General features: G+C 66.4%; 13 protein-coding genes. 6 read left to right on the top strand and 7 right to left on the bottom strand.

Annotation, left to right across the window (positions count from 1 at the left end; genetic code table 11):
• The first annotated feature begins 104 nt into the window (after positions 1-104).
• Positions 105-311 carry a hypothetical protein gene (locus ACQPXH_RS25765; protein WP_433599072.1) on the top strand — a complete coding sequence of 69 codons (207 nt, stop codon included), beginning with the start codon at positions 105-107 and terminating at the stop codon, positions 309-311.
• A gap of 138 nt (positions 312-449) precedes the next feature.
• Complete coding sequence (locus ACQPXH_RS25760; RefSeq protein ID WP_433599071.1) at positions 450-686, top strand: response regulator transcription factor; 237 nt, start codon at positions 450-452, stop codon at positions 684-686.
• A gap of 628 nt (positions 687-1,314) precedes the next feature.
• Here ACQPXH_RS25760 and ACQPXH_RS25755 read toward each other — a convergent pair.
• Positions 1,315-2,271: a D-isomer specific 2-hydroxyacid dehydrogenase family protein gene (locus ACQPXH_RS25755; protein WP_433599070.1), complete on the bottom strand. Its 957-nt coding sequence runs from the start codon at positions 2,269-2,271 to the stop codon at positions 1,315-1,317.
• A 109-nt stretch (positions 2,272-2,380) separates the two neighbouring features.
• Positions 2,381-3,337 carry a non-homologous end-joining DNA ligase gene (gene ligD / locus ACQPXH_RS25750; RefSeq protein WP_433599069.1) on the bottom strand — a complete coding sequence of 319 codons (957 nt, stop codon included), beginning with the start codon at positions 3,335-3,337 and terminating at the stop codon, positions 2,381-2,383.
• A gap of 279 nt (positions 3,338-3,616) precedes the next feature.
• On the opposite strand from ligD, the gene ACQPXH_RS25745 reads away from it, so the two are divergent.
• Complete coding sequence (locus tag ACQPXH_RS25745; protein ID WP_433599068.1) at positions 3,617-3,826, top strand: hypothetical protein; 210 nt, start codon at positions 3,617-3,619, stop codon at positions 3,824-3,826.
• A gap of 28 nt (positions 3,827-3,854) precedes the next feature.
• On the opposite strand, the gene ACQPXH_RS25740 is transcribed toward ACQPXH_RS25745, so the two are convergent.
• On the bottom strand, positions 3,855-4,013 hold the full coding sequence (locus tag ACQPXH_RS25740) for a hypothetical protein (protein ID WP_433599067.1): 159 nt from the start codon (positions 4,011-4,013) through the stop codon (positions 3,855-3,857).
• Positions 4,014-4,219: 206 nt separating this feature from the next.
• Positions 4,220-6,352 (bottom strand): RecQ family ATP-dependent DNA helicase, encoded by a 2,133-nt coding sequence (locus ACQPXH_RS25735; RefSeq protein ID WP_433603578.1) that lies wholly within the window; start codon positions 6,350-6,352, stop codon positions 4,220-4,222.
• Between the two features lie 325 nt (positions 6,353-6,677).
• Between ACQPXH_RS25735 and ACQPXH_RS25730 the strand changes: the two genes are divergently transcribed.
• Positions 6,678-7,160, top strand: a complete 483-nt coding sequence (locus tag ACQPXH_RS25730; protein ID WP_433599066.1) for a hypothetical protein — start codon at positions 6,678-6,680, stop codon at positions 7,158-7,160.
• 186 nt (positions 7,161-7,346) lie between these two features.
• On the opposite strand, the gene ACQPXH_RS25725 is transcribed toward ACQPXH_RS25730, so the two are convergent.
• Positions 7,347-8,570 carry an RtcB family protein gene (locus tag ACQPXH_RS25725; protein ID WP_433599065.1) on the bottom strand — a complete coding sequence of 408 codons (1,224 nt, stop codon included), beginning with the start codon at positions 8,568-8,570 and terminating at the stop codon, positions 7,347-7,349.
• A gap of 204 nt (positions 8,571-8,774) precedes the next feature.
• Here ACQPXH_RS25725 and ACQPXH_RS25720 point away from each other — a divergent pair, with 204 nt between their 5' ends.
• Entirely contained in the window at positions 8,775-9,515 is a 741-nt protein-coding gene (locus tag ACQPXH_RS25720; protein ID WP_433599064.1) for a DsbA family protein, read from the top strand.
• Here the strand turns inward: ACQPXH_RS25720 and ACQPXH_RS25715 are convergent.
• Together ACQPXH_RS25715 and ACQPXH_RS25710 are read right to left on the bottom strand one after the other, a co-directional pair.
• On the bottom strand, positions 9,512-10,567 hold the full coding sequence (locus tag ACQPXH_RS25715; protein ID WP_433599063.1) for an amidohydrolase family protein: 1,056 nt from the start codon (positions 10,565-10,567) through the stop codon (positions 9,512-9,514). The two genes, ACQPXH_RS25720 and ACQPXH_RS25715, sit on opposite strands and share 4 nt — an antisense overlap.
• Before the next feature lies 1 nt (position 10,568).
• Positions 10,569-11,942 carry a glutamine synthetase gene (locus tag ACQPXH_RS25710; protein WP_433599062.1) on the bottom strand — a complete coding sequence of 458 codons (1,374 nt, stop codon included), beginning with the start codon at positions 11,940-11,942 and terminating at the stop codon, positions 10,569-10,571.
• Positions 11,943-12,224: 282 nt separating this feature from the next.
• Here ACQPXH_RS25710 and ACQPXH_RS25705 point away from each other — a divergent pair, with 282 nt between their 5' ends.
• Entirely contained in the window at positions 12,225-13,562 is a 1,338-nt protein-coding gene (locus tag ACQPXH_RS25705; RefSeq protein WP_433599061.1) for a glutamate-5-semialdehyde dehydrogenase, read from the top strand.
• The last annotated feature ends 20 nt before the right edge of the window (positions 13,563-13,582 follow it).

Here is a 13,582-nt window from a genome sequence, read left to right as displayed (position 1 = left end):
AGGTGTCATCCGATCGGCAAGCACACCGATCCGAGATCCATGCCTGTTCCGACGCGCACCACAACCGAGCCCTCCGACTCCGGCGTGGAGTTCGGCGCAGGGGCATGGCGATCTGGACTACGCGCTGCGGCTCGGCCTGGATGACGGTATCCGCTAGTTCGCGCAGTGCCACGGCCACGATCGCGACGGCCACGTGGTCTGCGGCGGTAATGGACATCACCTCATCCCTGCGGCTCGGCAAATTCGCGGCAGCCCTCGGCGATTCGGCCATCGCCGAGCAGGATCTCGGCACCGCGCAAGATCTGTCGTGAGATCGGCGCCCGCTGCCTCGCCGTGGAAGCCGATTGTGCACTGGCCGACCTCCTGATCCGCCGCGGCGCCCCCGAGGACGGCGTAACCATGGCCAAATCCGCACTGCCACTGGCGGAGTCCTACGGTATGGCCCCTGGGTGCAGCGCCTGCGCGCCCTCGCCGCGGCACCGCTGAACCGCGCGACGCTTTCCCCACGGGAACGCGAAGTTGCCGCTGTCGTCGCCGCAGGCAAGAGCAACCGCGAAATAGCGACCGTGCTGGTGTTATCCGAGCGCACCGCGCAGAACCACGTCCAACACATCCTCACCGAGCTCGGATTCACCAACCGCAGCCAGATCGCGGCCTGGGCGAGCAGGAACCCGGGTCCGAAGTAACGGTTGTGTTGCCATGGGCTCACGCCGCGTTGATTTCGCCGGAATTGGGAATCCTTGGTCACACGTCCCGTGAGCGGAATGAGGTGCCACATGAACACGGTGGTATGCGGCGATTGCTGGCGTCGCGAAAACTTGACGTTCGCACAGCGACTGGACCCGGCATTCATCCGGTCCGGATTTGTCTATCTGTGCCCCGAGCACCGAGCCTGTCGAGCCGAAACGCTCGGTCGGCCCGAGCTCGGACAATCGGCGGCGTGAACCCCCGAAACCAACGCGCACCCCAGCGAATTTCGCTGGCGGTCAAGGCGCGTCGGGCAATGAACCGGTACGTCCGCGTTCGCGCTCCGCGACGGTGGCGAGGTAATCGCCCAACTCGCGGCGCAGCGTGACATCGAGCGATCGGACCGGTTTCGGCCGCCAACGTCCACGACTCGCAGGCGTTGAAAGCCCTCGTCATGGCGATTAAACAGGCTGTTTACGGCGCGGCCATCATGCGCCAGGTCTCGATCAAGTCCGAGGGAATGGCGCGCTGACCGTTCAGTCTTCGCGACAGGGGTCCTGAAGCGCGCCGCGGTGGATCACCAGTGCGCGTAGTCGAAGCCGGGCACCGATCTGGGGCCTGGGTGGGTCAGTAACCCCGTTTGATATCGATCGGAGCGAGCAGATCGCGCCCGGTGGTGAAGCGCTGCACATTCGCCCCGACATGGTCCGCGAAAGCGGCGAGCCGCAGCTGCGGGGGATTCGAATCATGCGGTGTGACAATGGCATTCGGTAGCACCCAAAGCGGGTGGCCGTCCGGCAGCGGTTCGGGATCGGTGACATCGAGACCGGCGCCGGCGATCGCGCCGGAGGCCAGTGCGGCCACCAGTGCGTCGGTATCGATGAGACTGCCGCGCGCCACATTGATCACCCAGGAAGACGGTTTCAGCCGGGCCAGTTCCTCGGCTCCGACCAGGTGTTTCGTCTCGGGCGTCGCGGGGGCGGCGATCACCACGTGATCGGTGCGCGGCCAGATGCGGGCGAGATGTTCGGCCGGAAGGGTCTCGACGGTGTCCGGGATGCCGGGTCCGGTCACCGGGCGCCCCGAGCGATTGACGGCGATGATGTGCGCGCCGAGCGGGACGAGCATGGGAATCAGCGCGCGCCCGATCCCGCCGGCTCCGACAATGGTCACCGTCTTGCCGTGCAGTGTGCCGACATGGGGGAAGAAGTCGTACTGTCGCCAACTGCCCGCCCGCAGGTGCTCCGGCAGATAGCGCACTCCGGCGAGCAGCAGCATCAGTGCGTGCTCGGCCACGCTCGCGGCGAAAGCGCCTGCGGCGGAGGTGAACCGAACCTCCGGATGCCGAGCGAGAATGCCCGCGGTGAACCAGTCCTCGACACCGGCCGCGGGCAACTGCACCCATTCGACGGATGGCGGCAACTCGTCCGGGAATTCGCCTGGCCCGCCCGCCCAGATCAAGGCTCGAGCCTGCGGCAGATCGGCGACGGTCGCGCCGCCCTCGACCACGGCCTTGCGCAGCAACGTCGGCGCCGGCGTCGACGGGCCGATCGCGACCGGCACCGGAACCTCGGTGGGGCTCATGGACGACCTCCTGTCGCGGGCAAAACCACTGGCACGCCGCCTGCGGCTGACTCCGAAGCGAACCGTAGCACCGGTGCCTTTTGTCCGGTCCATGGCCACTCGGCTGCGGTCAGTCTTCGTCGAGGTCGACGTCCAGATTGTCGCGTTCGGCCCACTCCAGCAGTTGGTCGATGCGGAACACTGCCTCATCGATTCCCCCGTGCAGATCGCCGAATTCGGCGAAGCGGGTGGGGACCGTCTTCATGGTGAAGTCGCGCGGGTCGACGTCGGGTATCTCGTCCCAGCGGATAGGGGTCGAGACCGTCGCCTCCGGGACGCCGCGCACCGAATAGGCGGCGGCGATGGTGTGGTCGCGGGCGTTCTGGTTGTAATCGACGAACAGCAGTTTCGGATCGCGGTCCTTGCGCCACCAGGTGGTGGTCACATCGTCGGGTGCGCGGCGCTCGACCTCGTGCGCGAAGGCCAGCGCCGCCCGCCGAACTTCGGTGAAACCCCACTCCGGCGCGATGCGCACATAGATGTGCATGCCCTTGCCGCCGGAGGTTTTCGGCCAGCCGACCGCGCCAAGCTCGTCGAGCACTTCCTGCGCGACGCCCGCGACTCGCTGCACTCGCGACCACGGGCAATCCGGCATCGGGTCCAAGTCGATGCGCCATTCGTCGGGGCGCTCGGTGTCATCGCGGCGCGAGTTCCACGGATGGAACTCGACCGTGGACATCTGCACCGCCCAGATGACATCGGCCAGCTTGTCCACGCAGAGTTCGTCCGCATGTCGGCTGTAGCGCGGAAAGAAGACGCGCACCGTCGGAATCCAGTCCGGCGCGCCGGCTGGCAGCCGCTTCTGATGCACCTTGTCGCCCGCGAGCCCCTTGGGGAACCGGTGCAGCATGCACGGCCTGTCCCGCAGCGCGCGGACGATGCCGTCGCCGACGCTCAGGTAGTACTGCACCAGGTCGAGCTTGGTCGCGCCGGACTCCGGGAAGTAGATCCGGTCCGGGTTGGTGATGCGGACGGTGCGGTCGCCGACATCGAGTTCGACTGCGGGCGCCGCGGACTTACTGGCCACCTGTCCGACGATAACGGCTCGGTGGGTCCGCCGCCCGCATCCCACGGGATATACAGGTCGCGCACGAACACGGCTATCACATCACTCTGGCCGTCGACGCCATGACCGACTCGGACGCCGAGGCCCACCAGCACAGCATCAGCAAGATCTTCCCGCGCCTCGGCGAAACCGGCAGCACCGCCGAAATCGTCGAACTGCTCGCCGCGACCCCGCTGACCCGCGGCTTCGCCAGTTGTGAACACCGATGCCATCCGAGTCGAAGGGGCGCACACTGGCGAGATGATGACCAAGCTGATGCGAGCGATTCGTCGACTGTTCGGCCGGGGCGCGGTGCCCGCCGGTGGTGATCGGGGGCCAGGTGAGGCCGGTGGCGGTGCCGCGGGCGTCCGCGAGCCGCGCAGGCCTATACCACCGGACACCAGCCTGAGCGACACCGTGCGGATCGAGCCGGACCCGCCGACGCTTCGACTACCGGACGCGCGCCAGTAGGGCGTGTCCGGCAGTCACCGACGCGGGATCAATCGGGCCTGCGCAGTTCCGGCATGGGTGGTAGCTCGGTGGTGTCGGCCATCGGGTCGATGCGCTGTTTGTCCAAGGATTCGAAGAAACCCTCGGCGGAGCCGTACCGCGCCTTGACCTCTTCTAGCAGCCGTTTTGCGGGCAGGTTCGAGTACATGGGCATATCGTGACCGATAATTCCGGTCCGGAACATTAGTTAGCCAAATATTTGCCACATTGTTAGTTGCGGTGGCGGACCGCTGCGGCTTCGCCAAGATCCGCAATGACCGAAGGCGTGGGGCAGATCCGCGATGATCACCTACGCCGGTAATCCGGTCCTGTCGACATTGCAGCGCGGCAAACATCGGACTCGCGGACGTGAGTCTAGGTCTGCGTGGCGAGTGTGAACGGCAGTACTGCCGGTGCCCCCGCGTTGCGCAGCGCATGAGCGGCCACGGTCAGCGTCCATCCGGTATCGGAGAGTGCGTCGACGAGCAGGATCGGACCGTCCACCGAACTCAGGTTCGGGATCAGCCAGGAATCGAACAGTCCGGCCACCCGGTGGGCCGAGTTCGCGGCGGACACCGGCGGCCGGTCCGGACGCAATTGCAAGGTGCCGAGGTCACGCAGACGACCGACCTCGGCGAGGCGGGCGGCGAGGGTGGCGGTGAGCACCGGATAGCGGTGCGATTCGAGAGCCATGACCGCGGCGGGTCGCGTGGTCCAATTCCATTCGCGCAGCACCGCGATACAGGCATCGAAGACCGCATCCGGAACCGGATCGTCGGGCGCGTCCAGCAGCGCGCGCAGGCGCTGACCCCAGCCGAGATCGGTGAGCCGACCCAGCGCACGTCCGGTCTCCGCACCGTTGGTGATCTTGCCGGACAACGGAATACCGAGTTTCGCCATCCCGGTCGGCCACTGCTTGCGCGGGGCGAGATCGAGGCCGGGACGGTCCAGCCGGGCGCGGGTCGCGGCGATGGCCGAGGAGTCGATGGTGGTATCGAGGCGGGTGCCGGTGCAGTTGTCGCAGCGGCCGCAGCCGGGCGCGTCGCCTTCGAGTGCGGGCAGGCCGGGATCATCGAGTTGACGGCGCAGGAATCGCATCCGGCAGCCGGTGGTGCGCTGATAGTCGATCATCGCCTGCTGTTCGACCTCGCGGGCCGCGGCGAGACGTTCGTAGCGTTCGGTGTCATAGACCCACGGCGCTCCGGTGGCGATCCAGCCGCCGCGCACCCGCCGCACCGCGCCGTCCACATCGAGCACCTTGAGCACCATTTCCAGGCGCGAGCGGTTCAGCTCGACCATGGGCTCGAGCGCGACGGTCGACATGGCCCGGTCGAAATCCAGTGCGTCGAGTACCGAGCGCACGATGTGTTCGCGCGGAAAGGCAACGGAGGCAAAGTAACTCCAGATCCTGGCATCCTCCGGACCGGGCAGCAGCACCACCTCGGCGCGATCCGTGCCACGACCGGCACGACCCACCTGCTGGTAGTAGGCGATGGGGGAGGACGGCGCACCGACGTGCACCACGAAACCCAGATCGGGTTTGTCGAAGCCCATACCGAGCGCCGAGGTGGCGATGAGCGCCTTCACCTCGTTGTTCAGTAGTGCCGCCTCCAGCGCCTCGCGTTCGGCGGTATCGGTCTGCCCGGTGTAGGCGGCGACATTGTGTCCGTGCGAATTCAGCACGTCGGCGAGGTCGTGCGCGGCGGCGACGGTGAGCGTGTAGACGATGCCGGAGCCTGCCAACTCGCCGAGGTGTCCGCTGAGCCATGCGGTGCGCTCGACGGCGTCGTCGAAACGCACCACCGACATGTGCAGCGATTCGCGGTCCAAGGTTCCGCGCAGCACCAGCGTGTCGGTGCCGATCTGGGTGGCGACATCGGTGACCACCCGATCGTTGGCGGTGGCGGTGGTGGCGAGCACCGGCACATCGGAGCCGAGATCGGCGATCAGGGTGCGGATGCGGCGATAGTCGGGCCGGAAGTCGTGACCCCAGTCCGAGACGCAGTGCGCCTCGTCGATCACGACCAGTCCGGCGTCGGCGGCCAGCTTGGGCAATACCTGGTCGCGGAAGTCCGGATTGTTCAGCCGCTCCGGGCTGACCAGCAGCACATCCACCTCGCCCGCAGCCACCCGATCGTGGATCTCATCCCATTCGGTGACATTGCCCGAGTTGATGGTCGCCGCGACCACACCCGCCCGCGCGGCGGCCGCGACCTGGTTGCGCATCAGCGCCAGCAGCGGCGACACGATCACCGTCGGCCCGCGCCCCGCCCGCCGCAGCAGCTTGGCCGCGATGAAATACACCGCCGACTTACCCCAACCGGTGCGCTGGACCACGAGGGCCCGCCGCCGCCGCACTATCAGCGCCTCGATCGCCGTCCACTGATCCTCGCGCAGTCTCGCCCGCGGTCCCGCGAGGTCGCGCAGCAACTCTTCGGCCCGTTCCCGCAGATCGGGCGCGGTGAGGTCGATCGCTGAAGTACCGGCCGCGGTGGTCATGCGCTCCATCGTGCCCGATGCCACCGACACCGATGCTGACGACCGTGCCGCGCGGTATCCGTTCGACGAAAGGCTCTGCGGATCGAAGGTCCGTCCGCGCTACCGGTAGACACCCGATGTCTCCGGCCTCGCCAGGGCGGCGCACCCTGTTGTATTCGCGACGAAACGTTTCGACGCCGACGGGCATGCCCGCGACAGTGACAGGCGAGTCCGGGGCGGCGAGTCACGACTCTCCGGCGACCGGCACCGCAGCCGAAAGGGCGAAATATCCCTGGGCAAAGGACAATAGAGTGAGATCATTGCTCCGCACCGTGGGACCGCGCAGGAGGCAGTCATGACCAACTACGAGCCGCCGCCGGGATGGGCGCCACCCGGTGCTCAATTCCGCAGTACCGGTGGATTCGGGCGGTCCGTTTTCGGGATACTGACCGGTCTGGTGGTGACCCCGGTCGGGATCGGACTTGCCGCGCATGCGGCACTGGATACCCGGCAGTGGGTAATTCTCGGGTCCGCGGCCAATCGGGCGGGGTCGACGTTCCAGATCGTCGGTGGGGCGCTTCTATTGCTCTTCGTGGCGGCGCTCGCCGCATATGCACCGGCCGGAACGGTGCTGGCCGGTCTGGTGTGGGGTGTGGTGCCGGGATTCGTGTACTTCCTGTTCCCGGATGACACCTGGCGGATCATTCACGACGACCTGCCGATGTTGTCCGATGAGATGCGGTTAGCGCTGATCACCTGGGTGACGAGTGGATACGCATTCATTCTCGGCGTCTTGCTGCTCGGTGCGGGCGTCGCGGGTACGATGCGGCGGCGCTGAATACGTTCAGGACGAATTGCGTTGTTGTTAAACGTAATTCGGCTCTGCCCGAATTTCTGGGACGCACAGTTTTCAGCGTGCCGGTCCGCGAGTGGCGGCTCCGCAATGTGGCAACGCAGCACCTTGGATATCGCGGAGCTCGCTCGGGCCGAATTGCGGTTGTAATCACCGCAATTCGGCCACGTCTCACCCCTTCACGCACAGCACCTGACGCAGCGTCGCGACGATATCGACCAGATCGCTCTGCGCGGCGATGACCTCGTCGATGTCCTTGTACGCGGCCGGGATCTCGTCGACCACACCCGCATCCTTGCGCGATTCCACGCCCTCGGTCTGCGCGATCAGGTCTGCGACGGTGAACTGCTTCTTCGCCGCATTCCGGCTCATCCGCCGACCCGCACCGTGCGACGCCGACTGGAACGAGGCCGGACTTCCCTTGCCGCGCACCACATATGAGCGGGTGCCCATCGAACCCGGAATCAATGCCAGATCGCCAGCGCCCGCCCGCACCGCACCCTTCCGGGTGACCAGCATGGGCACACCGTCGATCTCCTCCTCCGCCACGTAGTTGTGATGACAAGAAATCGGGTCGTCGAAACGCACCTCGCGCCCCGCGAATTCCGCGCGCACGGCACCGCAGACGAGCGACAGCATGACCGCGCGGTTGCGTGCGGCGTATTCTTGCGCCCAGGTCAGATCGCGCCGGTAGGCTTCCATTTCCGGTGTGCCGGAAAGGAATACGGCCAGATCGCGATCGGGTAGGTCCTGGTTGTGCGGCAATGCGCGCGCGACCGTCATATGCCGCTCGGCGAGTTCCTTGCCGATATTGCGGCTACCGGAGTGCAGCAGGATCCACACCGAATCGTGTTCGTCCAGACAGACTTCGATGAAGTGGTTGCCTGAGCCGAGCGAGCCGATCTGCTTGTGTGCCTTGGACTCGAGCGCCTGTACGCCAGGATTCAGCGAGCCGAACTCGGACCAGAAACGCTTCCAGCCGCCGACGTGCTTGGCCAACTCGCCATGTGAGGCGACGAACTGTGCGCCAAGCTTCGCAACGTCGACCGCGTTCTTGTGCGCCTGGAACCCCACCGGCACCGCCGCCTCGATGCGCGAGCGCAGCGAATGCAGATTGTCCGGCAGGTCGGCCGCGGTGAGGTCGGTCTTCACGCTCTCCATGCCGCAGCCGATATCCACGCCGACAGCCGCGGGTGCGACGGCGTCGCGCATGGCGATCACCGAGCCGACGGTCGCCCCCTTGCCGAGGTGCACGTCGGGCATGACGCGGACACCGTGGACCCATGGCAGTTGCGCGATATTCCGCAGCTGCCGCAGCGCGGACTGCTCGATTTCGTGCTCGTTGGCCCACATGAGCGTCTGCGCCCTGGTGCCACGCAGCTCGACGGGAAACATGGGAAGCGTCCTTTCTCGTTCGGTCTGTTCCCTGTCAACGCTAGATTCACGCAGGGCTGTGCGCACTTCAATATTCGAGAACCAGACAGCAGGATTCGGCGGTCAGGCGTCCTCAGCGCGCGACCGGACGTGCATGCCGCGCTCGGCGACCGGCTATCGTGCGGGACGGAACTTTTCGGCGAGCGAAAGCGTGGTGAAGGTACCGTGAGCAACCCTCAGGGGGGATGGGCCGTTCCGCCATCACCGTCCCGGTCCAGCAACCGCGCTGTCGTCGTTCTGGTGGTGGTCGCCGCAGTGCTGTTCGTCGTCGTGGGCGTGGTCGGCGTCGTGGTGGTGCAGAAGAGCAACGTCGTTTCGGGCGCCGCGACGGCAGCGGGCGCCGGTTCCGGGACGACCCCGGCGGGCGTGACCGCCACCGGTGCGGTCCGCGTCGGCGATTCGAATGCGAAGGTCGTCGTTCGCGTGGTCGCGGACCTGCAGTGCCCCGCATGCAAACAATTCGAAAAACGCAACGCCGAGACGCTCGAAGACGCCGCCAAGAACGGCACGGCGATCATCGAATACGACATCATTTCGTTCTTGGACCGCGCCTCGAGCACCCAGTACTCCTCGCGCGCCGCGAACGCGTCGTATTGTGTTGCCGGACAAGACCGTTCGAAGTATCAGGGCTGGTTCGCCGCGATGTTCGAACAGCAGCCCGCAGAGGGCGGCAGTGGCCTGCCCGATAGCAAACTCGTCGAGATCGCCAAGAATGCCGGCTACACCGACCCGTCGGTTGCCCAGTGCATAACCGATCGCAAATACGACACCTATCTCCGTGACAAGACCGAGCAGGTCCTCAATGGCGACGTCAACGCCACTCCGACCGTCTTCGTCAACGGTAAGAAACTCGACTCCAGCCAGCTGTCGAACGGACTCGCCGCCGCCATCGCCGCCGCACGCTAGGGGTAGGTGCGCACGGCGTTGCCACGGGCGATCGCGATGACGAGCCCTTCGGCATCAGCGAGGGTGATGGCGTCGTCGGCGATCCATTCGTCCAGTAGTCGGCCGAGACCGCGCCGCCACAGCAGTGCGCCGAGGTAGTGCAGCTCGGGGAGTCCGTAGCCGTCGGAGGAGTAGAGCATCGAGCGGAACGGCGCGAGTTCGAGGGCTTCGCCGAGTACCGCCGTGGCTCGTTGTCCCACGTAGGGGATTGTCAGGCCGAGGTCGAGGTGCACATGGTCGAAGGCGTGCGCGAGGTAGGCGGCATTGCGGTGGAAGGGCCAGCAGTGCAGCAGCATGACCGATAGTCCGGAGCCCGCGGTGGCGTGCAGGAAGTCGGTGAGCAGCAGCGGATCGGTGTGCTGGAGCCGCAGATCGGTGTCGCCGAATCCGGTGTGGAACTGCAGCGGCAGGCCGAATTCCGCTCCGATGCGGGCACCGAGTCCGACCAGCCAGCCGAGCGTCGCCGGATCGGTGAGGCGCAGTTCGTGGATGATCGTCGATGGCAGGGCATCGGTGACGGGAAAGTTCAGACCATAGCGGTAGGCCACGATTGTCTTAAGGCCGACCGCATTTCGGGCCCGACCGCGCAATGTCGTTTCGATATCCTCGAAAGGCATTGTCGCGATGCTGACTTCGGCGATCACCTGTTCGGCTATCTGTTCGAGCCGGACGATCTCGCGCACCTCGCCAGGAGCGACAGCGGCGAATTCCGCTCGGCCACCGCCGAATCCGGTATCGAGAAACCATCGCGTGGTGCCGGAGGCGCGCAGCAGTCGGGTGGTCGTTTCACGCCAGCCGAGTTCGGCCCTGCGCGCCAGATACCTTTCCGGATCGGCATGTGGCTCCAGGTCGAGAATCGGTGCGCACCAACGTCTTACGGCAAGACCGATAGCGGAATCGAAGGTGCCGCGCTGCCCTTCGCCGAGCAGTCGCTCGAAGCCGGGGCGGTCCAGATCCGTGGCGACGACGCCGTGACAATGGTGATCGGTGAGTGCGACACCATCGGTGAGCACGCTAGAACCGCCAGCGGGTCATCTCGATCACCTTGGCCGGGCTGATATCCCGATAGCGTTCGGCTTCGGCGCGGCGCACCGTGAGCAGCGCGTCGTGCAGTTCGACGCCGAGTGCCTCGGCGAGCACCTTGGAGTCCGCGAGTGCGTCGGCGGCCTCCATCGAACTGGTCGGCAACCGTCGCACACCCGACAGCATCAGTTGTTCGGCATCGAATCCCATTGGATCGCCGCTGATTTCGGCGGGCAGGCGCAATTCCTCGGCGATTCCGGCGAGTCCGGCGGCAATGACCGTACCGACGATCAGATACGGATTCCCCGTCGCGTCGAAGCATTTGACCTCGGCGTTGGCTGCCCATTCCTCGGTGCCCCGCACGCCGGTGATGAAGCGCAGCGCCGCCTCCCGCGTCTCGCGGCCCCAGCACTGCCAGACCCCGGCCCACCGCGAGGGTTGCAGCCGCAGGAAACTCGCCGGATTGCCCGCGCCGATCGCGACCAATGCGGGCAGTTCCCGCAGCACACCGGCCAGGAACGCCTCGCCTGCGTGGCGCATGCCATGCGGTCCCTCGCCCTGCGCCAAGAGCGGTCCTTCGTCGTCGTGCAGCGAAAAATGCAGGTGCGCACCGGAACCCGCACCGTTTGGCTCGATACACGGCGCGAGCAGCGCCCGCCAACCGTATTGCGCGCTCACCTGCCGGATGGTGTGCCGCACCAGGATCGCGTCATCCGCGGCAGCGACCGGATCATTGGGTGCGACCGACAGTTCCAGTTGCGACAGCGCGTACTCCGGATGGAACTGATCGACAGCGACCTCCTGACGCTCCAGCGCCGCGATGAGATCACTGGCGTACTCGCCCACCTGACTCAACCGGATCAAGCTGTAGGCGGGTCCGAATACCGCTGGGACGAAATCGTTTTCGACATCCCCGCGCCCGACCGACCACTCCGTCTCGAATGCCATCGAAATCCGCAGCCCGGCTTTCTGCGCCGCCTGCGCCTGCCTGGTCGCGAAGGCGCGCTGACAGGCGACGAAGCGGGTGCCGTCCTGGGTGTACTTATCGGCGGGCGCCCAGGCCCACCCCGGCTGACAGGCGAGTTCGGTCAATCGCGACAGATCGGGAATCAGCCGCAGATCACCATCGGGCCCGCCGAGATATCGCCCGACGGACATCAGATCATCGAAGGTGAACGTCTCGAAACAGGGCGACACCCCGATGCCGAATTTGGCGGCCTGTGCCAACCGCCCCTTCGGCACTGTCTTCACCCTGGTTATCCCGGCATTATCCACAAATGTCATGGCAACCATATGGGCCTCGAGGTGCCCGATCAACGCATCGTGGGCACCCTCGGCCGGTATCCGATCCGGCATGGTGGGCATGAGTCCCAAGATAATCCGCCCTCGCCCGCTTCGGGACGGACTCGGCCCACCTCATCGCGGCCAGTTCGACGGCAGGCACGCCGCTCCCGTCGTCGCGGCTAATGATCGACGGTAATCGAGGTCCGTCGAGCGTAGTCATATGGCGGGGCCGCGGAGCGTGTCGTGCCGCGTTTCGACTGCGCTCGGCGAGCGCCGGCCTGATGGTGCGGCGGCCTATCTGGACGGGGCACTGGCAGCGGCTGCAAGATCAGTTGCTGAGCGAACTCGGTGCCGGGCGGTTGGATGTCGAACGTGCTGGTCGACTCCGCGCACTCGCGGGAATGGGTGCTGAGCCCGGTCAGTAGGCTGTCACTTATGACGGTAGGGACGACGACCGGCCAGGATATCCGCGAAGCGGTGCACGATGCCGCGCGCAAGGCTCGGGTTGCTTCGCGCACGCTCGCACAGCTGACCACGGCGCAGAAGAACGAGGCGCTGCATGCGGCCGCGGATGCGTTGCTCGCGGCGGCCGATACTGTGCTCGCCGCCAATGCCGAGGACATCGCGACCGCGCAGGCGGCGGGGACCGAGGAGTCCCTGCTGGACCGGCTGCGGCTGACGAAGGCGCGCATCGACGGCATCGCGTCCGGGCTGCGTCAGGTGGCCGGGCTGCCCGATCCGGTCGGCGTGGTCGTGCGCGGGTCGACGTTGCCGAATGGGCTGGAGATCCGTCAGGTCCGGGTGCCGCTCGGCGTCGTGGGCATGGTCTACGAGGCCCGCCCCAATGTCACCGTCGACGCATTCGGACTCGCGCTCAAATCCGGTAATGCGGCGCTGCTGCGCGGTTCTTCCTCGGCCGCGCACTCCAACGCCGCACTCGTCACCGTGCTGCGGGAAGCTCTTGTCGCACTGGACATTCCGGCCGACGCGGTACAGCTGCTGCCCAGCCGCGATCGCTCCAGCGTGACCCATCTGATCCAGGCTCGCGGCTTGGTCGACGTGGTCATCCCGCGCGGCGGTGCGGGCCTGATCAATGCGGTGGTCCGCGACGCGCAGGTGCCAACCATCGAGACCGGTACCGGCAACTGCCACGTCTACGTGCACGAAGCCGCCGATCTGGAGATGGCCGAGCAGATCCTGATCAATGCCAAGACCCGCCGTCCCAGCGTGTGCAATGCCGCCGAGACGGTCCTCATCGATGACGCGATCGCCACCACCGCCGTGCCCCGGCTGATCGAGGCGCTGGAACGTCATGGCGTCACCGTGCACGGCGACCTGCCCGGACTCGTGCCCGCCAATGATCAGGACTGGGGCGAGGAATACCTCACCCTCGATATCGCGCTCAAGGTCGTCAAGGATCTCGACGAGGCCGTCGAGCACATCAACACCTGGGGCACCGGCCACACCGAGGCCATCGTCACCGCTGAGTTGGCCGCGGCCCGCGAATTCACCAACCGCGTCGATGCCGCCGCAGTCATGGTGAACGCCTCCACCGCCTTCACCGACGGTGAGCAGTTCGGCTTCGGCGCGGAGATCGGCATCTCCACGCAGAAGCTGCACGCCCGCGGCCCGATGGCGCTGCCGGAACTGACCTCGACCAAGTGGATTGTCTGGGGCGACGGCCAGATCCGGCCGGTCTAGATTTCGTTCGGTGTAAGAAC

The sequence above is a fragment of the Nocardia sp. CA-135953 genome, assembly GCF_050955735.1.
Taxonomy (GTDB): domain Bacteria; phylum Actinomycetota; class Actinomycetes; order Mycobacteriales; family Mycobacteriaceae; genus Nocardia.
The sequence above is the reverse complement of the archived record's forward strand: the minus strand, read 5'-3'. Positions and strand labels throughout refer to the sequence as shown.